The following is a 21,266-nucleotide window of genomic DNA, read 5'->3' as shown; positions in this document are numbered from 1 at the left end:
CGATGCTAGCGACAGCGACGACACAGACCCCGCCATCGGCGGAAAACGGCAAGCGGCCCTTCGTGGTCGCGAAGAACCTCTGCAAATATTATCCCATATCGGGCTTCGGTCACCGTGTGGTGAAATCCGTCGACGATGTTTCCCTGACGATCGGCGAGGGGGAAGTGCTTGGTCTCGTCGGTGAATCCGGATGCGGCAAAAGCACGGTTGCCGGGCTGATTACGCGGCTGACCCACGCAACGAAAGGCGAGGTCAGCATCGGGCAGAACGATATGCTGCACATGCAGGGCGAGGCGCTTCGGCGTATGCGCCGGGTCGTGCAACTGGTGTTTCAGGACCCTTATTCCGCACTCGATCCGCGCATGCGTATCGGCCAGAGCATGGAAGCGCCGCTTGCCCAACATGGCATCGGCACGCGTGAGGAGCGCACGGCCCGGGTTTTCCGGATGCTGGAAGAGGTCGGCCTGGATGGCTCTTTTTACGATCGGTATCCGAGCCAGTGTTCCGGCGGCCAGTTGCAGCGCGTCGTCATCGGCCGTGCGCTGCTCCTCAATCCGAGCTTCCTTGTCTGCGACGAGCCGACATCGGCGCTCGACGCCTCGATGCGCACGCAGATCCTGAACCTTCTGATGGACATGAAGCGCCGTCACGGTTTGACGGTTCTGATGATTTCCCACGATCTGCGCGTGGTGCGTTATCTCTGCGATCGCATCGCCGTGATGTATCTCGGACGCGTCGTTGAAATCGCCGACCGGGAGGAACTTTTCCGGGCGCCGAAGCACCCCTATACCAAGGCTCTCATAGCATCGTCGATGCTGGACGAGACGGGGTTATATGCACCGGAGATGCTTCTGGACGGCGATCTGCCGAGCCCTCTCAATCCTCCGAACGGCTGCAAATTCCATACCCGCTGCAAATATGCGACCGAGATATGCGGCGAGGTGGAACCCGTTCTGGAAGGCGTTTCCGGCGAGCATTTCGCGCGCTGCCATCGCTGGCGGGAATGGGGCTGACGGACAACGCAGTTACAGTTTTCTGTTGCCGTAAAAACAGATGAATTGTGTGTTTGCGGATTAATATCGGAATAAAATTCCGAGTACAAAACGTAAAATAGATAATATTCGAATGGATAATCGAGAGATATCCATAGGGTATTCTTATTGCCTTTGTAATGATTGAGTGAAATTTCGTGAAAATATACGAATTGTGAGCGTTGTCATCAAAAATAAAAGGGGAATATTCTATGATGAAGCACGCACTTTTGGCGTCATGCGCCATTGTGGTTTCGTTTGGAACGCATGCGGCAGAGGCCGCCACGATTACCTATGACGATAATTTCGGTGTGAAGACCGGCTGGCAGATGGCTTCCGACGACGCCTATCTCGGCTCGCGTGCGGGTTGTTTCGAAAGCCTGGTGCGTGTCGGTTATGACATGAAGCTGGAGCCAAGCCTCGCCGAGTCCTGGAAGCAGACTGATCCCAAGGTGTGGGAATTCAAGCTGCGCAAGGGCGTCAAGTTCCAGAACGGCGAACCGCTCGATGCCAAGGCCGCGGTCAATGCACTCAGCAATCTCTTAAAAGCACCCGTGCCCGCCCGTGCCTTCTCTCCGAAGCTGATTGCCGCCGTCGAAGCTGGCGGCGATGATGTGGTGAAGATCACGACGATCGAACCCTCTGTGCTGCTGCCGGCGCAGATGGCAAGCCCCGCCACCTCCATCCTTGCTCCATCCGCCTATAAGGACGGCAAGGTCGATCCGATCGGAACCTGCACCGGACCTTTCAAGATCAGCGAGGTCGATCCCAGCCAGCATATGGTTCTGACGGCCAATCACGACTATTGGGGCGGTATGCCGAAACTTTCCGGCGGCCGTGTCAATTTCGTGCCCGATGCCGACACACGCGCCACCCAGGTTCGAACCGGGGAAGCGCAGGTTTCGCGGCTCGTGCCGCCATGGACGGTCAAGACCATCGAATCCACCGATGGCGTCAAGGTCGCGCCAATCCCGTCGCCGCGTATCACCGAGTTGCTGCTGAACAATTCAAAGCCGCCTTTCAACAATATCAAGGTGCGCCAGGCGATCCAGGCCGCCATCGATACGGGTGGTATCGCCGAGAGTATCTATGAAGGCGTGGTCAAGGGCGCGACCATGCCTTTTGCGGCCGGCGAACCATGGGCTGCAAAGGAAACCAAACCCGCCTATGACGTGGAAAAAGCCAAGGATCTGCTGAAAGAGGCGGGCGTTGCACCCGGCAGCCTGAAGGTGACGCTCCTTGCCTATACCGCAAAGACCGAACTCAAGGACGTCGCGGCGATCATCCAGGCGCAGTTGCAGGAAATCGGCATCAAGGTCGATGTCCGCGTTGCCGATTACAGCGCCATCGAGCCCGATATGCTGGCCGGCAACTTCGACATGGCGCTGCTGTCTCGCGGTTACGCCACCGATGTCGCCGAACCGGCCGGTTTCCTGAATGCCGACTACACCTGCGGCGGCAGCTACAACATTTCGCATTATTGCAATGCGGAGACGGACAAGCTGATCAAATCCGCCTATTCGGCGGGTGAACCCGCCAAGCGTTACGCCATTTACGGCGAAGCGGCGAAGAAGATTTATGACGAAGCCGTCTCCGTCTTCCTCATCCACGAGACCGTGTTCGACGCCTATTCGGCAAAGCTCGAAAACTACAAGCCGCATCCGCTGAACTATTTTGTCATGACCAAGGATCTGGCAACGAAGTAAGTTGGTGTGATGGTGCTGATTGAGAGGGACCCGGCTCGCAAGAGCCGGGTCTTTTTGTGATAAAGCCCCTGACCCTCTCCTCCGTCATTCCGGCCCTGAGCCGGAATCCAGCCGACGTGCGTCTGTACGGCGGGAAGACTCCTTTAAACCCAAGGACTTGGGCTGGCTGGATTCCGGCTCAAGGCCGGAATGACGGAGGAGGGGAACAGACAGCTTCACAAGGCCGGTGTGACGGCATGTGGATGATTCGCTTTATTAAACTGGAAAAATCTCCTCCGTTATCCCTGATCGAAAGGGAGAGGGCATTCGCCATCGGGGAGGAAACAGGGACGGATGCCGTCCAAAACCCGTCACATAATGCAGCGTGAAGCGGGGCAGGTGGGGCGATCCGGCGGCTGCAGGGATGAAGCGCCGCCGGTATCTCTTCGGATCAGGCGCGCGCTTCCGGCGTATAGCCCGCAGCGGTGATGATTTCGGCAATACGTGCTGCATCGGAGACGCCGCCAACCACAACCGTGCGGCTTGCCGGATCGGCATGCACGGCAGCGCCGGGAACGGTCTTTTCGATCGCACCCTTGATCACTCCGGCGCAGTGACCGCAGGTCATGTCTTCAACGTGAAAAGAAAGGTCTGCATCAACCGGTGCCGTGGTGGTTTCGGCGTGATGCTGGTGAGCGGTGCACATAGGCGGTTCTCCATGGTTTGGAATTCTAACAGGAGCAGCCTGGACTATTCCAACGTGGGAAGGTCAAGCGCTTTATTCGCTGGCGCTCAACAAGTGTGCCATGACATCAGCTGCGCCAGAAGATCGGCATCAGCAGCACCAGAACCGTCAGGATTTCCAGACGTCCGAGCAGCATCAGGACCGAGAGGAGATAAAGGGCGGGATCGCTGATAGTGGAGAAATTGCCCGCCGGGCCGATGATCGGGCCGATGCCGGGTCCGACATTGGCGAGCGAGGTCGCAACGGCCGAGGTGGCGGTCAGGAAATCGTAACCCATCAGGCTCATGGCAAGGCTGCCGGCGATCCACAGGGCGATGAAGCAGCTGACGAACAGGAAGATCGTCCGGATCGTATCGGGATCGACCACCTGCTGGCCGTAACGCACCGAATAGACCGCGTTCGGATAGATCAGCTTCTTCAGCCCGGCGCGCACCACGTTGAACATGATGAGAAAACGATAGGCCTTGATACCGCCTGCCGTCGAGCCGGAACAGCCGCCCATGAAGGTTGCGAAAAAGGCGACGACGACGACGAAAGGCCCCCAGAGCGTATAATCGTCGCTGGCAAAGCCGCCGGTCGAAAGGATCGAGGTCATATTGAAGAAGGAATGGCTGAGCGCGTCATCCAGCGGCACGCCGTTCCTGAAATGATGGTAGACGCCAACCGCAATCGAGATCGCACAGAGATAACCGAGGAAGACGGCGATTTGCGGGTCGCGCAGCGTTTCCAGCCGGCGGCGCACCGCAAGCAGGATCATGACCGAGAAGGGCAGGCTGCCGAAGATCAGGAAGATGGTGGCGATCCACAAGAGCGCCGTATTGTCGAAATAGGCGAAAGAAGCGTCATGGGTGGAGAAACCGCCGGTCGCGACCGTTGACATGGCATGGTTCAGCGCATCGAAATGCGACATGCCGGCAAAATCGTAAGCGATCGTACAGGCAAGCGTCATGATGATGTAAATGGCCACGAAAGCCCGGGTGAAGCTCGCCAGCCGCGCGAAAGGCCGGTCGTTGCCGGTATCGGAAGATTCCATGCGGAAGAAGGTCATGCCGCCGACGCGCAGCAGCGGCAGGATGAAGAGGCCGAGCGCCACGATACCTATACCGCCAAGCCAGCATAGCAGCGAACGCCAGAGAAGGATGCCCTGCGGCGCGTTGTCGAGACCGGCAATGGCTGTCGATCCCGTCGTCGTAATGGCGGAAACGGATTCGAACAGCGCCTGACCGAGCGTCAGGTTGAGTTCGGACAGGTAAAGCGGAACCGCGCCGACAATGGAAAACACCAGCCAGAGCAGGTTGACGAGCAGAAAGCCGAAACGTTTGTTGAAGGCCGCAATCGGCCCGCGCGTCGCCAGCGCGCAGGCAAGCGCAAAGCCCCCGCACATGAAACCCGACAGCGCAAACACCATCCAGTCGTCATTGCCGTAATAAAGATCGGTGAGCGCCGGCAGGAACATGGCCGTCGCCATGTAAAGCCCGAAGATGGACGCCACATATATGACCGAGCGCAGAAGGTTGCTGTTCAAGAAATGAAACCCGGAGTTTGTTGCCGCGCTGAAATGAGTCTTTGTCTCGGACGTCTTCCTATGGCATAGCGGGTGCCATTATGAATTTCAATGGATTGACTATCGTGGACAAGCAGCTTGTGGAAGCAGCGCGGCGAGAAGTGCGGGAAATATTCCCGGAAACGCCGTTGCAGTTGAATGAACATCTCAGCCGTCGGTATGGCGCGTCGATTTGGCTGAAGCGTGAGGATCTGTCCCCGGTTCGTTCCTACAAGATTAGAGGCGCATTCAACTTCCTGCGCAAGGCGGTGGCCAAGGCCGGCAAGAACAAGGTTTTCGTCTGTGCTTCGGCCGGCAACCATGCTCAGGGCTTTGCTTTCGCCTGCCGTCATTTCGGTGTTCACGGCGTTGTTTTCATGCCGGTGACGACACCGCAGCAGAAGATCGAAAAGACCCGCATCTTCGGCGGCGAATTCATCAGCATCCGTCTGGTGGGCGATATATTCGACCAGTGTTATGCCGCCGCCCGCAAATATGTTGAGGACAATGACGGCTACATGGTGCCGCCCTTCGATCATGAGGACATCATCGAAGGCCAGGCGACCGTCGCCGCCGAGATCATGGATCAGCTTCCGGAAGGCACGAAGCCGGATATCGTCGTCATGCCCGTTGGCGGCGGCGGTCTTTCTGCCGGTCTTTCGGGCTTTCTCGCCGGCACGGTCCGCAAGGAGAACTTCGTGTTCTGCGAGCCGGAAGGGGCGCCGAGCTTGAAGAAAAGCCTCGAACGCGGCGAACCGGTGACGCTCACCAAGGTCGACAATTTCGTCGACGGCGCCGCCGTCGCCCGCATCGGCGACCTGAACTTCAAGGCCCTGAAGGATTTTCCGGCCGAGCAGGTCATGCTCATCCCGGAAAACGCCATCTGCGTGACGATCATCGAGATGCTGAACCTCGAAGGCGTGGTGCTGGAGCCGGCCGGCGCACTGGCGATTGCCGCGCTGGAAAAGCTCGGCCGCGAGAGGCTGGAAGGCAAGACGGTCATCGCCGTGGTTTCCGGTGGCAATTTCGATTTCGAGCGTCTTCCGGATGTGAAGGAACGCGCCATGCGTTATACGGGTGTGAAGAAATACTTCATCCTTCGCCTGCCGCAGCGCCCCGGCGCGCTGCGCGATTTCCTCAACCTGCTCGGCCCGGATGACGATATCGCCCGTTTCGAATATCTGAAGAAATCGGCCCGCAATTTCGGTTCGATCCTGATCGGCATCGAAACCAGCGCGAAGGAAAACTTCGCCGGGCTGCTGGAGCGCTTCGAAGCCGCCGGTCTCGGTTATGAGGACATCACCGAAAACGACATCCTGTCGAACCTGATCATCTGATCGGGGAGCGAAAGGCAGGGAAGGGCGGATCGCCTCCGCCCTTCAAACGTGACACAGATTGAGGGAGTGAAAGCCATGGCATCGTTTTTTTCCAAAATCCTCTCGGCCTTCGGCTCCGGCCAGCCGTCCTCCGACGCGCCGCAGAAGACGGCCCAGGCGGAGCCGCATGCGCATGGCGACTATCTGATCTATGCGACGCCGATCAAGGAAGGCGGCCAGTTCCGCCTGGCGGGCCGCATCGAAAAAAAGGCTGGCGATGAAGTGCTGGTGCATGAATTCGTGCGCGCCGACGTCTTCACCAGCATGGACGATGCGGTTGAGTTCACGATCCGCAAGGCGAAGCTCATCATCGACCAGAACGGCGCTTCGCTTTTCCCAGGAAAATGATGACGCATTCTTGCCGCGGATATTAAGATTCCGTTGTTTGCTTCGGCCTATCGTCTCTAGAGAGCATGGAGTCGCGCCAATCAACCCGCGCGATGTGGATCGATAGGGCATGTGCCGATGCAATGGGCAAATCTGGCCCTCTTTCTGACGGAGGCCATCGTCTATTTTTCGGTAATGACGGCATTCCTTCATTACCGGCATATTCTCGGCATTGGTGTTTTTCTCACCGCGCTGGGCGTCATGCATTTTCTGGAGACCTATCTGGCGGCCGTCTTTTACGTGCAGCTGCCGTTCGGTGTGGCGTCGCCCGGCTCCTCGATCCTTTTTGCCGGCAAGCTGATGATGATCCTCATGCTCTATATGCGGGAGGACGCGGCGGTCGTTCGACAGCCGATCTACGGGCTGTTTCTCGGCAATATAGTGACAGTCGCCATGGCGCAGATCATCCGTTTCCATCAGACGGTGGCGATCGTTCCCGGGCAATCGGTCAGCACCGCATTTCTGGATGAGATGGGTGTGCTGATGGTCTGGGGAACCAGCCTGCTTTATATCGACGCCATCGCCATCATCCTGTTTTACGAAAAGCTGGGGCGTTATCTGCAGCGCCATATCGTGCTGCGCTTCGCGATCTGCGGCGTCGTTATCCTGAGCTTCGATCAGGCGGGTTTTTATGGGGCGCTGCGATTGTTGTTCAACGCACCTCTCGATGTCTTTTACGATGGCTGGAAGGCGAAGATGGCGGCAGTCGGCATCTATTCGCTGCTGTTTGCCACCTATCTCTGGCTAACATCGGCCAAGGGCCGCTTTCTGACACGCCGCAGCGTTGCCGATGTCTTCAATGATCTCACTTTCAGGGAACGTTACGAGGAACTGCTGTCCCGCTCCGGACGCGATATGCTGACCGGCGTATCGGACCGCGCCCGCATGGAGCTCGATGCGCCGTCCGTCGTCGTGGAGTGCTTGGAGAAAAAGCGGCCGGTGAGCGTGCTGATTGTCGATATCGATCATTTCAAGACCGTCAACGATACGTTCGGGCACCTGCAGGGCGATGAGATCTTGCGGGAATTCGCCGCCGTCCTGAAGCGTGCCGTGCAGCCGCTGGGGCATCTTTACCGCTTCGGCGGCGAGGAATTCGTGGCCCTCCTGCCGGCGATGACGCATGAAACGGCGCTGGCATTTTCGGACAGTCTCCGGGCCGCGATCCTTGCGGACCTGCAGCGGCCGGACGGTTCGCCGCTGACCGTCAGTATCGGCGTCGCCACCGCTTTCGAGGATGGACAGCTTTTCCGTGCGCTCTTGTCGGAGGCCGATGCGCGGCTCTATGCGGCAAAAAATAACGGCCGGGATCAGGTCCACGGCCGTTACGGAATGTGGGTCGGCTGATACCGGCAATCCTGGCCGGCATCAGCCCGACATTCGATGTGCCTCAGGCGGCCTGCGCCAGCTCGGCAACCTTGGCTTCAGCGGCAGCCACAGCCTTTTCGACGGCTTCCGGACCGAATGCCAGGCCTTCGACATAGATGACTTCCACATCCGTCATGCCCATGAAGCCGAGAACGGTCTTCAGGTAAGGAACGGCATGGTTCATCGATACGGCCGGGCCTTCGGAGTAAACGCCGGCAGCGGCCAGAACGATGTAGACCTTCTTGCCAGTGGCGAGGCCGACCGGGCCGGTTTCGGTGTATTTGAAGGTCTGGCCGGCGCGGGCGACATTGTCGATCCACGACTTCAGGCCGGAATAAATGTTGAAATTGATGAGGCCGGTGCCGATGACGACGGTGTCGGCTGCCAGAAGCTCGGTCACCAGCTTGTCGGAATAATCGGCGGCAACCGCTTCTTCGGCGGTGCGCTGGTCGGGCGCCTTGCGAATGGCGGCGGTCTTGACGGTGTCGAGATGCGGGATCGGGTCAGCAGCGAGATCGCGGTGGACAAGGGTGTTGGAAGCCGACTTGGCCTTCAGCTTGTTTGCGAGTTCACCGGCAAACTTGTTCGAAACCGATTCGTCGCCACGCGGGCTGGAGGTGATGAGAAGAATGTTGGACATGGTCTTTCCTTGCATATGCGATGAATTGACGGGCGCCTTGGGAGGGCGGGAGAGCACGATGCCCTTCCTTTGCGCTCTATATGAAAAATTACTGCCATCAAGAAAACTGTGATAATGTGGAAGCAATCTATCGATGAAATGGATGGGACATGGACGCGAACCCAACACTCGATCAATTGCAGGTGTTTTTGACGGTTGCCGAGACCGGCAGTTTTTCCGCCGCGTCACGGGCGCTCAATCGTGCCCAGTCGGTGGTCAGCTACACCATCGCCAATCTCGAGGCGCAGCTTGAAGTGACGCTGTTCGAGCGCAGCGGCGTGCGCCAGCCGAAGCTGACGGATGAAGGCCGCGCCATGCTGGAGGATGCAAGGCGCATCGTCGCCGGCCTGCAGGAGATGCGCGCCCGCGCCAAGGGGCTGAAGCAGGGGCTTGAGGCGGAACTCTCGGTCGCCATCAGCACCATGGTGCCGGCGGAGGCCATGGTGGCCGTGCTGCGGGATTTTCGCCAGCAATTCCCAACCGTCACCCTAAGCCTCAATGTCGGCGAGCTGGGCATGGTCATGGAGATGGTGCTCTCCCGCAAGGCAGGTATCGGCATTGGCGGGGCGATGCTGCGCCAGGACGATGAACTCGTCGTCGAAAAGGTCGGCCATTCCTTCATGTTGCCGGTCGTCGCGTCGGATCACCCGTTGGCGCAGATCGAGCGGCCGCTGGGGCTTGCCGATGTGCGCGAGGAGGTTCAGCTTGTCGTCACCGATGCATCCGGCCTGACCAAGGGCCGCGATTTCAATGTGCTTTCCTACAAGACATGGCGGGTCAGCGATATCGCCACAAAATACCAGCTCATCAAGGGCGGTCTGGGTTGGGGCGGCCTGCCCGCATCGATCGTGCGGAACGACATCACCAATGGCAGCCTCAAGGCGCTTGAACTCGAAGCCTATGAACAGGGCGAATATCCGCTCTTTGCGCTGCGGCGGGTCGATTCACCTGCTGGCCCTGCCGGCCAATGGCTTGCCGAAGCATTTCAGCAACGCCTCTCTGCCTGCCCGAACCACAAGGATTTCAACGGGATGCTTGCGGCGCACAAGCAGAGGAGCATTTCTGTCGCCGCTGAGTGACATTGTCAAATTATATCTGGACCGAGCGTGGCCACCTTCTCCCCGGCGGGGAGAAGAAACGTGCGGCAACCTCGGCGCTATGCCAGCAAGGCCAATTGACGTGGGCGGGTCGCCTGCCTATACCTAAATCACGGTCAGCAGTTCACCGAGGCATCGCCGTCCCGCAAGGGAAGCTAAACCTGCATTTTTAAAGTTTGACAGCACTTATCCCGTGCCATGTCGGAAGCCGGCGATCAGCGACACCTTTTCGGAATGGCACTTGAGGGTAAGTCATGCCACGTTCGATCCTTTCCATTGATATCGCCGACCTCTCGACTTTCGCCAAATCCGTCCGCGAACAGATCGGCAGGCTGGACCGAAAGCCAAGCCATGTGGAGATGCTCAATCTTCTGAGCCGGGCTGCCGGGTTCCGAAATTTCCAGCACTTGCGAGCCTCGCGCGAGCCATCCGATGACAGCGGACCATCCCGGCCTGAGATGCTGCCGGCAGCTAATGAGGGCAGGGTGCTGAAGACCGTTCGTGTCTTCGACGCCGCAGGCCGGCTGATGCAATGGCCGGCCCGCCGCTCCCAGCAGGAACTGTGCCTCTGGTATCTATGGGCAAAAATTCCCGCCGGGCGGAGCTTTTCCGAGCGCGAATTCAGCAGCTTTCTGGATAGTCTGCACCTGTTCGGGGATGCGGCCATGCTGAGGCGCGATATGGTCGGCCTCAAGCTCATCCGCCGTAACCGTGACGGCAGCGATTATCGGCGCATCGAGCAGAAACCGCCATTGGAACTGCCGCTTCTGCTGCGAGCGCTCGGTGGGCGCGAATAGGGAAATGCCCTCCCGACGACAAGTCGGCGGGAGGGCCTCTATCGTTAAAGAACCAGACGGAACTTCGCGAAACCTTCCGCGCCGTCGCCGGCATCCTCGATCTTTGCGCCCTTGATATCGGCCGCATAGTGGCGGCCCTTGGGGCCGGTCTCGAAGATCGCCGTGGTATTGGCCACCGGCGCGAAGGACCAGTTGGCATCCGCAGACGGGTTGATGGTGCCCTGATCGATGATATAGCGCACGATCACGTCGCGGTTGGTATCGGGGGCGACGAAGATCACCTTGTCGCCTGCGATATCGGGGAATTTGCCGCCACCGCTGGCCCGGTAATTATTGGTCGCCACCACGAATTTCTGTTCGGGATCGATCGGCTTGCCTTCAAATTGCAGGTTGACGATGCGGTTGCTGTCCGGGTTGACGGCCTTGCCGTCCTTGTCGAATTTCGCCGGTTTGGAAATGTCGATCTGATAGGTGACACCGTCGATGACATCGAAATTATAGGACGGGAAGTCCGCATTCAGCAGCGGCGCATCCTTTGCGCCGGCCTCGACCGTATTGAACATGCCCGCCGACATTTCCAGCCAGTTCTTCACCTGCGCGCCGTTGATCAGCACCGCCTGCACCGTGTTGGGGTAGAGGTAAAGATCGGCGACATTCTTGATGGCGATGTCACCGGCGGGGACATCGGTATAATAATCCGCACCGCCGCGGCCGCCGGACTTGAAGGGGGCTGCTGCCGAAAGCACGGGCAGATCCTTATATTGCCCTTCCTTCAGCATGTCCTTGATGTACCAGGTCTGGGCATTGGAGACGATCTGCACGGAAGGGTCGTCGGCCACCAGCGCGAAATAGGAATAGAGCGGCGCGGAGGTCTTGCCGACGGGACGGCGCACATAGGCAAGGGCAGCCTCGTGATCGGTCTTGGCGGCGGCGAGGACTTCCGCCTTGTCCGTGAAATCGGCGACGACCTTGCGGTTTTCGTCGCGGTGGTAGATCGGCCGGGCTTCGGAGGTGAAGTCGACGATCTTCCAGCTCTTGCCGTCCTTTTCGAGCAGCAGGTCGATGAGGCCCATATGCGAGCCCCAGAAACCGGCCATTACCGCCGGCTTGCCCATCAGCGTGCCCTTGACGGCATCCGCACCCTCGATGCCGTCCCAGGTCTTCGGGCCGGGGAAGACCAGATGCTGGTGGCCGGTGAAGATCGCGTCGATGCCTTCGACACCCGCCAGATAAAGCGAGGCGTTTTCCATGCGCTCGGTCTGGCCCTTGCCGTCGATACCGGAATGGGAAAGGGCGATGACGATATCCGCACCTTCCTCCTTCATGACCGGAACCCAGGCTTTCGCCGCCTCGACGATATCGCGCGTCTGCGCCTTGCCCTCGAGGTTCTTGGAATCCCACATCATGATCTGCGGCGGCACGAAGCCGATGATGCCGACCTTGACCGGGCTCGTTACGCCGCCGCCGTCGCGGATCTGCTTTTCCAGAATGACATAGGGCTTGAAGAACAGCTCGTCGTTCTTCGGATCGGAAGCAAGCTGGCCCTTGGTGAGATTGGCGCAGACGTAAGGGAAACCCGCACCCGCCAGCGTGTTCGACATATAGTCGAGACCGTAATTGAATTCGTGGTTGCCGAGCGTGCCACAATCGTAACCCAGCACGTTCATGGCGTTGATCACGGGGTGCTTGTCGCCGGCCTTCATGCCGCGCTCATAGGCGATATAGTCGCCGAGCGGGTTGCCCTGCAGGAAGTCGCCATTGTCCACCAGCATCGAGTTTCCGGCTTCGGCGCGGATGGTGTCTATGATCGAGGCGGTGCGCGCCAGTCCCATCGTGTCGTTCGGCTTGTCGGCATAATAGTCATAGGGAAAGACGTGAACATGGATATCGGTCGTTTCCATGATGCGCAGATGCGCCTGGTTGGCCGCCGCACGCGCAGCAAAAGGGTGCAGCATCACCAGCGCCGAGGAGGCTGCGATGCCGCCCAGAAGCGAACGCCGGGTAATGGGATGGAGAGCGAGAAGCGACGACATGGGAACTCCTTCGGATGAAGCTTGCTCTGTCTTGAAAAATGACAGGGTAGAAGCAATCGCAGAGGAGTCCATCACCAAAATGACAGGCCCGTGACAGATGGGCCGGTTTTCAACCGTTTGATAAATTTTTTATCACGGGAGTGCGGCGCAGGTGTCGCCGCACCGGAGAATGCGCATCCTCCGTTCTGTGCATTCCCGTGCCCTGGATCAGCGGGCGAGGGTCGGTTTCACTTCTTCGTGGAAGAAGCGGAAATAGGAGGAAAGCTGCGCCAGCGTGTTGGTGGAAAGCTTAAGCTGCAGGCCGAGGCGGTTCATGTGCTGCCATTGCACGACGCCCTCGATGAAGCCCAGATCCTCACTTTGCACCTTGACCCGGCTGCCCTTGGCGGCGGCGAAAGGCCCGTCCAGCTCGAGCGCCATTCCGGTGGCGGAAAGATCGACCACACGCCCTCTGGTCGACTGGCTGAAATAATGCACGGTCGCAAAAATCCTGGTCTTGCTGCGGGGCGCGGTCCGTGTCGCCATATTGAGGTTGTTTGTCATTTTGCTGCTCAAATCAATTGTTTCCGATACCTGCATCATGGCGCGGAAAACTTGAGAGCCGTTTAGTTCTTCTCTTAAAATTGCATGTAATTGCCGATTATGCTGTGTCGATACGGCACTGATAGCAATTATTGCGGGCGGAGCGCACATGCACATAAGCGACATCCGCGCGCTCCAGAAGGTGCCGCGCGCGCGAAACGATCTCGCCTGTCGCCGTCACCGCGCCGGTGCCGTAGACGATGCGGTCATCGGCTCCATAACCGCGCACGATGTAATCCGGGCTGTTCAGTATCGGCGGAATGGCCTGCGTCTGCGGATAGCGCTCACAGGCGTCGGCATGCAGAAACACCGGCCCTGTTTCCGCATAGGGCTGCAGCGAGGGAAAGGGCCGGTAGGCGAGGATCAGCATCCCTTCGCCTTCCCCGATCTGACAAAGGCAGTGGCGGCAGGGCATGCCGCCGGGAGAAACGGCTTTCTCCGGCGGATTGCCATAGGCGTCGGCGGCTCCCGCCCGGTAGGCTTCGGCTTCCTTAGCCGGCATTGCAGTGAAAACGAGATCGGTCATGGCGGAGACCTCCTTGGTTGGGATCGGCGTTGCTTCTTTGCAGCTATGGTCCCGAAACGGATCACTATCCACCCGATTCTTGACAGGCGATGCAACCAGCCCATTGCGTGACTCGTTAGCTTCGGGAATCAGTGACGCTCCTCGTTCCCGGAAGGTCTGATTTTATGTTACGTCGTTTTCTGGCCGCCGTTCCGCTGGCTTTCGTTTCGTTGACGGCTCCGCTTGAGGCCGAGGCGCAGGTCGTCTCCGGTCTCGATGGCCTGTCCGACGAACAGCTTCAGCAGGCGGTCAATTTCGTCATCGGCAATGCGATCTTCTCGCTATATCACGAGGGCGCGCGCATGCTGATTTCGGATTTCGGAACGGCGGACACGGCAAGTGTGCAGGCGCCGGCCGATCAACTGGCTGGCACGCTCATCCTCCAGGCCAACGAGGAATGGCTCGACACCGCGCTCGTCAATGCCACGGACAGCTGGTATCTGGCGCGTGAGGCGGAGACCTTGCCTGAGCACGAAGCCCCGGTCTTCTCTGCGCTGGTGCCCGACAGGAGCCGCGATCGCAACATGGCCTGCCTGATGGTCGGCCGTGACAAGGACGGTTATGGCGATCTGGCCGCCATGATGGGGCTCAACAATGCCGAATTCGACAAATGCGCCGCCGCCTATCCGGGCGTTGCTTCGGCCTGGGAGAGTTTTCTCGCGCCCCACCGCAGCCAGACGCCTTCCAGATTTTCCGTCAGCTACGTGCCGCCGCGCGACCCGGACCTTGAGCCCTACGCCATCATGATCAAGGAATCGAAGGTTCTCGATCTCATCAGCCGCAGTTTCAGCAGCTATGGCCTGAAGGGGGACGTCAAGTTGACGGCCAAGTCCTGCGGCCGTCCCGATGTCTACTGGTCGGCGGAAAAGCGCGAGATCACCTATTGCTATGAACTCGGCAAGTTCCAGGCGGAACTGATTGCCGATCACCTGCTGAACACCGTCACGGAAGACAAGGGCGCTGCCGGCGGGCAAATCCCGACCGCCGCCGCTAATCTGGAACGGGAAATCTGAGGCCGGATTGCCGGACGCTGGCAATCTGGCTTCCCGATATGGGAGGAGAGTGCCATGCCGAAGGTTGTCGTTCGCAATTTCGCCATCTCGCTTGACGGATACGGCGCGGGGCCAGACCAGAGCCTGCAGAACCCGCTGGGTGTAAACGGCGAAGAGCTGCACCAATGGCTTGTCACAGGAATCTAGCCGACGCGCGTCTGCGCGGCGAGAGAGTCCTTTTCAGCCCAAGGATTTGGGCTGACTGGATTCCTGTGACGAGCACAGGAATGAGGGGGTGGGGACCAGACACTCCTTATCGGAGAATGGCACGCGTTGCTCTCAATGGCGCTACTCAGTTGCGCAGCGATATCTCCAGAAGCTCTGTATCGGCAAGCGGCTCTACCCAGGCCTCATAGGTGCCGACGGGCGAAAAGCCCATCATCTGGTAAAGCTGCAGCGCGCGCGGATGGTCGAGCGTGTTGGTGGTCACCGTCACCCGTTGCGGATTGTCCTGCCAGGCGGCGTAAAGCGCCTGCAACAGGAACCATTTGCCGACGCCTGCGCCGATCGCCTCTTCGAGCAGCCCGAAATAGGAAAGCTCGGTCACCTCGTCGCTCGCCTTGTTCAGTTCGAAGAAACCGGCGGGCGCACCGTTCATATAGAGAACCGTAACGCTGTTTTTCGGATCGCGCAGAATGGCGGAAAGCTCCGCATCGCTCATGCGCATGCGCTTCTGCCAGTGCCAGCGTTTCCCCACCCGCCAGTAAAGATAGCGGTAGAAATGCAGGGGAATATTGTTGACCCGCATCAGCGCCGTCTGGATGTTCACGGGGATCGGCAGGCTGACCTTCGGCGGCGCCGTCATTTCCAGCTGCGTCACATGCGCCTTCAGCGGTCCGTGCGACAATGTGGGGATTGCATCCGCCGGACCGGTAACCACCGGCGTATCCTGCAATCCGCCCCATTCCGACCATGAGCCGTCGTAAAGCGAATTATCCTTGTGACCGAGCGATTCCAGCGCCAGCGTAATGACGGCGGCGGTGACGCCCGAACCGCAACTGGTGACGACGGGCTTCGAAAGATCGATACCGGCATCGGTCACCATCTTGCGGATGGCGGTGAGGTCCTTGAAGTGGCCGTTTTCGGAAAAGGCTGTCGCGGGCAGACTGCGCGCGCCGGGCATGTGGCCGGAACGCATGCCGGCACGCGGTTCGGCCTCGTCGCCGGTAAAGCGTCCGGCGCCACGGGCGTCGGCAATCTGCTTTTCACCGCTGTCGACGATGCCGCGCATGGCGCCAAGCGAGGTTACGCGCTTCTCGTTGAAGTCAGGCGTAAAGGTTGCCGGCTCGATTTCCGGCGTACCCGCCTCAAGCGGCCGGCCTTCGCGCTTCCAGCCGTCGAGACCACCATCCAGCACATAGGCCTTGCGCACGCCCATCACCCGGAGCATCCACCACACGCGCGGCGCGGAAAAGAAACCGGGACCATCGTAAACCACGATCGTATCGGTGTCGCTGAGGCCAAGCGCGCCAGCCTGTTCCGCGAAGAATTCCGGCGAGGGCAGGGAATGCGGCAGGCCGGTGGTATGATCGGCGATTTTGTCCTGATCGAAAAATACCGCGCCGGGCAAATGGCCGGCTGCGAATTCTTCCGCACCGTTGCGCTTGTGCGCCGGCAGATACCAGGAGGCATCAACGACACGAAACCCGGCCGTGCCGAGCTGCTTTTCCACCCAGTCCGCCGAAACGACGAAACGGCTCTTATCCGTGCTCACGATGTTTCTCCCAATCTCAGGCAACAGCTTCAGGCGCGCCGAAACGAATGCGGAACCGCCTGTTCTCCTTGCCCTTCTTTTCTATCTTGGCAATGTGAATATCGCCCACTTCCTGCGTTTCGGAAACATGGGTGCCGCCGCAGGGCTGGCTGTCGATGCTGGAATTTTCGCCGATGCAGACGAGGCTGACCCGGCCAAGGCCCATTGGCGGGCGCACATTCTTGGATTTGACGATGCCCGGATTGGCCTGCAATTCCCGTCGGTGATCCATTGAAGGAAGACCGGATGGTTGGCTTTTACCAGCTCCATCAGCTTTGCCGTCACTTCGTCCTTGTCGATGGTTTCTGACATGTCGAAATCGACACGCGATTCATCCTCGCCGACGGCGGCTCCGGTGATCGGCCACTGGCAGACGACGGATAGCAGATGGCAGGCGGTGTGCATGCGCATCAGCTTGTAGCGACGCGGCCAGTCCACATGCAGGGTCAGTTTTTCGCCGATCTCGGGGGAAGACTGGCCTTCAAGCGGCACATGGACGATCACGCTCTTGTCGGCACCGTTTTTGGTGATGCCGAGTTCGATGCGCGAACCATCGGCCCGCTCGAGAAAACCGCTATCGCCCGGCTGGCCGCCGGAAGTGGCGTAAAAGCAGGTCTGGTCAAGCTCTATGCCGCCATCCTCATGCACCGCCGTGACGATCGCTTCTGCGGTGGAAAGATAAAAATCGTCACGGAACAGGGCATTCACAGGCATTTCGGCATGTCCTCAAACGGTTTCGTACGGAACCGCAATCTCGCTTTTCGTCGCCAGCCATTGCGGAATCGGAAGCCCCTTGGAGCGCAGGAAATCCGGATTGAAAAGCTTCGACTGATAACGATTGCCGTAGTCGCACAGTATCGTCACGATTGTATGCCCCGGACCGAGCTCGCGGGCAAGGCGGATTGCGCCGGCAATGTTGATGCCGGAGGAGCCGCCAAGGCAAAGGCCTTCCTTCGTCACCAGGTCGAACAGAACCGGCAGCGCTTCCGCATCCGAAATGCGATAGGAGAAGTCAGGCGTAAAACCTTCCAGATTGGCGGTGATGCGCCCCTGTCCGATGCCTTCGGTGATGGACGAGCCTTCGGATTTCAGCACGCCGTGCTTGTAAAATTCATAGAGAGCCGCACCCTCGGGATCGGCAAGGCCGATCTTGATGTCGGGGTTGAAATCGCGAAGGCCATCGGCCACGCCCGCAAGCGTCCCGCCGGAACCGACCGAGCATATGAAGCCATCGACCTTGCCATCCGTCTGGTCCCAGATCTCAGGGGCCGTCGTTTCGATATGGGCCTGACGGTTGGCGATATTGTCGAACTGGTTGGCCCAGATCGCGCCGTTCTCATCAGTCGCTGCAAGCTGTTTTGCCAACCGCCCGGAGACCTTCACGTAATTGTTCGGGTTGGAATAGGGAGCGGCCGGAACTTCGACCAGTTTGGCGCCGAGAAGCTTCAGCGCGTCCTTCTTTTCCTGGCTCTGCGTCTCGGGAATGACGATGACCGTCTTATAGCCCAGCGCATTGGCGACCAGCGAAAGACCGATGCCGGTATTGCCCGCAGTACCCTCCACGATGGTGCCGCCCGGCCGCAGCTGACCGCGCCGCTCGGCGTCGCGGATGATATAGAGTGCGGCGCGATCCTTCACCGACTGGCCGGGATTGAGGAACTCCGCCTTGCCGAGGATTTCACACCCCGTCGCTTCAGAGGCGGCTTTCAGACGGATGAGCGGCGTGTTGCCGATAGCACTGAGCGCAGAGGAGTGAATGGTCATGATTGAGCCTTCTTGTCTGAGCGGAAATTAGGTGCCGTTATGTCCCGTTACAACCGCCTCAAGGCAAGAAATTATCTTCCCGGCTTTGGCTTAGCCACGCAAAATTTTGCCGATACCCAATTTTATGCGTTCTTCTTGACGTCGGCATAGGCCGCAAGCGCTCTTTCCCGCGCTTTTCCATGGTCGACGATCGGCAGCGGATAGGTCTTGCCAAGTTCGATGCCCGCCTTCTTCAAGGCCTCTTTCGGCGCTTCGAACGGCTTGTGGATGTATTTTCGCTCAAGCTTTTCCAACTCCGGCACGAAATGGCGCACATAGTCGCCATCGGCGTCGAATTTTTCGCCCTGCAATATGGGGTTGAAGATGCGGAAAAACGGCGAGGCGTCCGCGCCCGAACCCGCCACCCATTGCCAGTTGGCGGCGTTGGAGGCCGGGTCCGCATCGACAAGCGTGTCGCGGAACCATTTCTCACCCTTCCGCCAGTCGATCAGCAGATGTTTAATGAGGAAGGAGGCCACGATCATACGCACCCGGTTGTGCATGGTGCCGTGTTTCCACAATTGCCGCATGCCGGCATCGACGATGGGGTAACCTGTCATGCCGCGCGTCCACGCCGTGAAGGATTTTTCATCGTCTCGCCAGCGGAAGGCGTCGAAACTGTCGTTCCAGTTCTTTTCGTCCAGTTCGGGAAAATGAAACAGCAGGTGGTAGCAGAATTCGCGCCAGACGATTTCCTTGCGAAAACGGCTGATATCGTTTGAGGCGATATGGCGGGAAAGCCCCTTCGTCGCGTGCCAGACGGTAGAAGGCGATATTTCGCCGGACGCCAGATGCGGCGAAAGCAAAGAGGTGGCGTCCTTTGCCGGAAAGTCGCGGCCTTCTTCATAACCCTTCAAAGCGCCATCGATGAAATCGTCAAGTTTTTCCCGCGCCCCGCTTTCGCCGGGAGACCATATGTCGCCGAAGTGTTTCGCCCAGTCCGGCTTGGTGGGTAACAGTTTCCAATCGCCGGGCTTTTCCGATTTCGGCCACGTCTCCGGCGCCTTCAGACCCTTCGGCGCATCCGCCGGCGCATGCGGCTCCTCGCCGCCCTCCAGCGCCCGCCAGAAGGGCGTATAGACCCGGTAGGGACCGCCGGATTTCGTCTGCAGCCTCGATGGCTCATGCAGCAGATGGCCGGAGAAGCTGTGAACGGTCAGGCCGTCATCCCGAAGCGTCTGTTTCAGCGCCTTGTCCGTCGCCATACCGGCGGGATCGTATCGGCGGTTCCAGAATACCGCCTCCGCGCCGGTTTCCGATATCAGATGGCGCAATGTCTCGCCGGCGTCGCCGCTGAGAAGCACGAGGCGACTGCCGATTTTCTCCAGTGCGGCGGTGAGGGACGTGAGGGAGTGATGAAGCCACCATTCCTGTGCGCCGCCCAGCGGGCCGCATGATTTTTCCCTGATATAGACGGGGATGACGGGGCCGCCATGCTCCACGGCGGCAAGCAGGGCGAGATTGTCCGAAAGGCGCAGGTCCTTGCGGAACCAGACGATGGCGGGGGAGGCTGTTGTCGGCATGAAAGGACCCGGTTCACTTCCGCTTGAACGAGTGTTGAAACGCTTTGTTCCGCAAATCGGCTAGAATGGAAAGATGGAGGCGCATGGTTTTTCGAGGGTTATTTTTTCGCCCTTGAAACCGCTGATAAAGGGAACCAACTGGAGGAGCCGGCGTTTGTCGCGGGTTAATAGAGCATGGAAGTGCAATCAATGTTGCTGAATGACGTTAAGTGGGAAAAGCCCGTTACCATCTCCCTTGAAAACGGTGCTCCCAGGATTTTCAATGGCGTTTACGAAGCCTTCGATTTTCTCCAGCACGAATGGCCTGAGCGTGGCGACAAGGTGCATGAACAGGCGCTGCGTCTGTGCCGCGCCTCGCTGATGGGCGACGTGGCGGGGGAAATTGCCCGCACGGCCTTCGTTGCCGCCAGCCGGCAGGCGCAGTGCCTTGTGGAAGAACCGGGCAAAATCGCGTCCTGAACGGATTTTCGGAACTGATGCGTATAAGGCCACCCGCCAAAAAAACGGGTGGCCTTGTTTGTTGAGGAGCAGGAAACGGGTTGTTTCGAATGCGGGATATGGCATCGTGCATGCGAAAAAGCGGATGAGCGACGGCAATGAGCAACCACTACGGCTATATTGTTTTTCCCACAGCCCTCGGCCATTGCGGCCTCGCATGGGCGGGGCGGGGCATTGTGCGCCTGCAATTGCCCGGTTCTGATGCCGGCGAGACCGAAAAACTTCTCCAGAAGCGCCTGCCATCCGCCTCAATCGCCGTTCCCGAAACACGCACGCGTGAGGTGATTGCGATGATCACCCGTTATTTCGGCGGCGAGGAGATCGATTTTACCGCCGTCGAACTCGATCTCGCCGGGCAGGAGCGTTTTTTTCTCGATGTTTACGCCGTTGCGCGGCAGATCGGCTGGGGCGATACGACGACCTATGGCGGCATCGTAAAGACCCTCGGTCTCGGCATGGAAAAGGCCCGCGATGTCGGTCAGGCCATGGCGAAAAATCCGGTGCCGCTGATCATTCCCTGCCACCGGGTTCTCGCCGCCGGCGGCAGGCTTGGCGGCTTCTCCGCACCGGGCGGAACCACCACCAAATTGCGTATGCTGGATCTTGAAAATGCCGGCCGCAGCCGCGTCGATGAGGCGCAGGGCAGCCTGTTTTGAAGCAATGACAGATCAGCGCACATGAATAGGCGTCTGATTTCTGCCCATTTCTCGTCAAATTGTCGCTAAATTGTCACAATACACGGGCGCCCTCTA

Annotated in this window: 19 protein-coding genes and 2 pseudogenes; 11 read left to right on the top strand and 10 right to left on the bottom strand. The window is 59.2% G+C overall.

Annotated features, from left to right (window positions below; translation table 11 throughout):
- Window positions 1-2 precede the first annotated feature (2 nt).
- Window positions 3-1,013 (top strand): ABC transporter ATP-binding protein, encoded by a 1,011-nt coding sequence (locus tag L904_RS12810; protein WP_003520823.1) that lies wholly within the window; start codon window positions 3-5, stop codon window positions 1,011-1,013.
- Window positions 1,014-1,243: 230 nt separating this feature from the next.
- Entirely contained in the window at window positions 1,244-2,737 is a 1,494-nt protein-coding gene (locus tag L904_RS12805; RefSeq protein ID WP_020811120.1) for an ABC transporter substrate-binding protein, read from the top strand.
- A gap of 430 nt (window positions 2,738-3,167) precedes the next feature.
- On the opposite strand, the gene L904_RS12800 is transcribed toward L904_RS12805, so the two are convergent.
- Window positions 3,168-3,422: a heavy-metal-associated domain-containing protein gene (locus L904_RS12800; protein WP_003521591.1), complete on the bottom strand. Its 255-nt coding sequence runs from the start codon at window positions 3,420-3,422 to the stop codon at window positions 3,168-3,170.
- Between the two features lie 106 nt (window positions 3,423-3,528).
- Window positions 3,529-4,986, bottom strand: a complete 1,458-nt coding sequence (locus L904_RS12795; protein ID WP_020811121.1) for a TrkH family potassium uptake protein — start codon at window positions 4,984-4,986, stop codon at window positions 3,529-3,531.
- A gap of 80 nt (window positions 4,987-5,066) precedes the next feature.
- Here L904_RS12795 and ilvA point away from each other — a divergent pair, with 80 nt between their 5' ends.
- From ilvA to L904_RS12780, 3 genes are all read left to right on the top strand, one after another.
- A complete protein-coding gene (gene ilvA / locus L904_RS12790; protein ID WP_020811122.1) occupies window positions 5,067-6,341 on the top strand; it encodes a threonine ammonia-lyase in 1,275 nt (424 codons plus the stop codon).
- A 75-nt stretch (window positions 6,342-6,416) separates the two neighbouring features.
- On the top strand, window positions 6,417-6,728 hold the full coding sequence (locus L904_RS12785; protein WP_020811123.1) for an HlyU family transcriptional regulator: 312 nt from the start codon (window positions 6,417-6,419) through the stop codon (window positions 6,726-6,728).
- Between the two features lie 117 nt (window positions 6,729-6,845).
- Window positions 6,846-8,111, top strand: coding sequence for a diguanylate cyclase (locus L904_RS12780; protein WP_020811124.1), 1,266 nt, complete (start codon window positions 6,846-6,848; stop codon window positions 8,109-8,111).
- 43 nt (window positions 8,112-8,154) lie between these two features.
- On the opposite strand, the gene L904_RS12775 is transcribed toward L904_RS12780, so the two are convergent.
- Complete coding sequence (locus L904_RS12775) at window positions 8,155-8,772, bottom strand: FMN-dependent NADH-azoreductase (RefSeq protein ID WP_003521585.1); 618 nt, start codon at window positions 8,770-8,772, stop codon at window positions 8,155-8,157.
- Window positions 8,773-8,921: 149 nt separating this feature from the next.
- Here L904_RS12775 and L904_RS12770 point away from each other — a divergent pair, with 149 nt between their 5' ends.
- Window positions 8,922-9,890 carry a LysR family transcriptional regulator gene (locus tag L904_RS12770; protein ID WP_003521584.1) on the top strand — a complete coding sequence of 323 codons (969 nt, stop codon included), beginning with the start codon at window positions 8,922-8,924 and terminating at the stop codon, window positions 9,888-9,890.
- Window positions 9,891-10,162: 272 nt separating this feature from the next.
- Window positions 10,163-10,705 carry a DUF2087 domain-containing protein gene (locus L904_RS12765; protein WP_020811125.1) on the top strand — a complete coding sequence of 181 codons (543 nt, stop codon included), beginning with the start codon at window positions 10,163-10,165 and terminating at the stop codon, window positions 10,703-10,705.
- A gap of 44 nt (window positions 10,706-10,749) precedes the next feature.
- Here the strand turns inward: L904_RS12765 and L904_RS12760 are convergent, their stop codons facing one another.
- From L904_RS12760 to L904_RS12750, 3 genes are all read right to left on the bottom strand, one after another.
- Window positions 10,750-12,738 carry a bifunctional 2',3'-cyclic-nucleotide 2'-phosphodiesterase/3'-nucleotidase gene (locus L904_RS12760; RefSeq protein ID WP_020811126.1) on the bottom strand — a complete coding sequence of 663 codons (1,989 nt, stop codon included), beginning with the start codon at window positions 12,736-12,738 and terminating at the stop codon, window positions 10,750-10,752.
- 207 nt (window positions 12,739-12,945) lie between these two features.
- Complete coding sequence (locus L904_RS12755) at window positions 12,946-13,281, bottom strand: PilZ domain-containing protein (protein ID WP_003502271.1); 336 nt, start codon at window positions 13,279-13,281, stop codon at window positions 12,946-12,948.
- A 97-nt stretch (window positions 13,282-13,378) separates the two neighbouring features.
- A complete protein-coding gene (locus L904_RS12750; protein WP_020811128.1) occupies window positions 13,379-13,846 on the bottom strand; it encodes a DUF1203 domain-containing protein in 468 nt (155 codons plus the stop codon).
- Window positions 13,847-14,010: 164 nt separating this feature from the next.
- Here L904_RS12750 and L904_RS12745 point away from each other — a divergent pair, with 164 nt between their 5' ends.
- Window positions 14,011-14,898, top strand: coding sequence for a DUF4344 domain-containing metallopeptidase (locus tag L904_RS12745; protein WP_020811129.1), 888 nt, complete (start codon window positions 14,011-14,013; stop codon window positions 14,896-14,898).
- 54 nt (window positions 14,899-14,952) lie between these two features.
- Window positions 14,953-15,066, top strand: a pseudogene (locus L904_RS28125) (DNA-binding protein); the annotation flags it as partial.
- A 163-nt stretch (window positions 15,067-15,229) separates the two neighbouring features.
- Here the strand turns inward: L904_RS28125 and sseA are convergent.
- From sseA to L904_RS12720, 4 genes and pseudogenes are all read right to left on the bottom strand, one after another.
- On the bottom strand, window positions 15,230-16,651 hold the full coding sequence (gene sseA / locus L904_RS12735) for a 3-mercaptopyruvate sulfurtransferase (protein WP_020811131.1): 1,422 nt from the start codon (window positions 16,649-16,651) through the stop codon (window positions 15,230-15,232).
- Between the two features lie 16 nt (window positions 16,652-16,667).
- Window positions 16,668-17,404, bottom strand: a pseudogene (locus L904_RS12730) (alanyl-tRNA editing protein).
- Window positions 17,405-17,416: 12 nt separating this feature from the next.
- Window positions 17,417-18,454 (bottom strand): cysteine synthase A, encoded by a 1,038-nt coding sequence (locus L904_RS12725; RefSeq protein ID WP_003521575.1) that lies wholly within the window; start codon window positions 18,452-18,454, stop codon window positions 17,417-17,419.
- A gap of 122 nt (window positions 18,455-18,576) precedes the next feature.
- Window positions 18,577-20,016 carry a deoxyribodipyrimidine photo-lyase gene (locus L904_RS12720; RefSeq protein WP_020811134.1) on the bottom strand — a complete coding sequence of 480 codons (1,440 nt, stop codon included), beginning with the start codon at window positions 20,014-20,016 and terminating at the stop codon, window positions 18,577-18,579.
- 189 nt (window positions 20,017-20,205) lie between these two features.
- On the opposite strand from L904_RS12720, the gene L904_RS12715 reads away from it, so the two are divergent.
- A complete protein-coding gene (locus tag L904_RS12715; RefSeq protein WP_003521573.1) occupies window positions 20,206-20,475 on the top strand; it encodes a DUF982 domain-containing protein in 270 nt (89 codons plus the stop codon).
- A gap of 137 nt (window positions 20,476-20,612) precedes the next feature.
- Complete coding sequence (locus L904_RS12710; protein WP_020811136.1) at window positions 20,613-21,170, top strand: methylated-DNA--[protein]-cysteine S-methyltransferase; 558 nt, start codon at window positions 20,613-20,615, stop codon at window positions 21,168-21,170.
- Window positions 21,171-21,266: the final 96 nt, after the last annotated feature.

It is taken from the genome of Agrobacterium sp. LY4 (assembly GCF_001526585.1).
In the GTDB taxonomy this organism is placed as follows: Bacteria; Pseudomonadota; Alphaproteobacteria; order Rhizobiales; family Rhizobiaceae; genus Agrobacterium; species Agrobacterium leguminum.
Note: the sequence above shows the minus strand (reverse complement) of the source record. Positions and strands in the feature narration are given on the sequence as shown.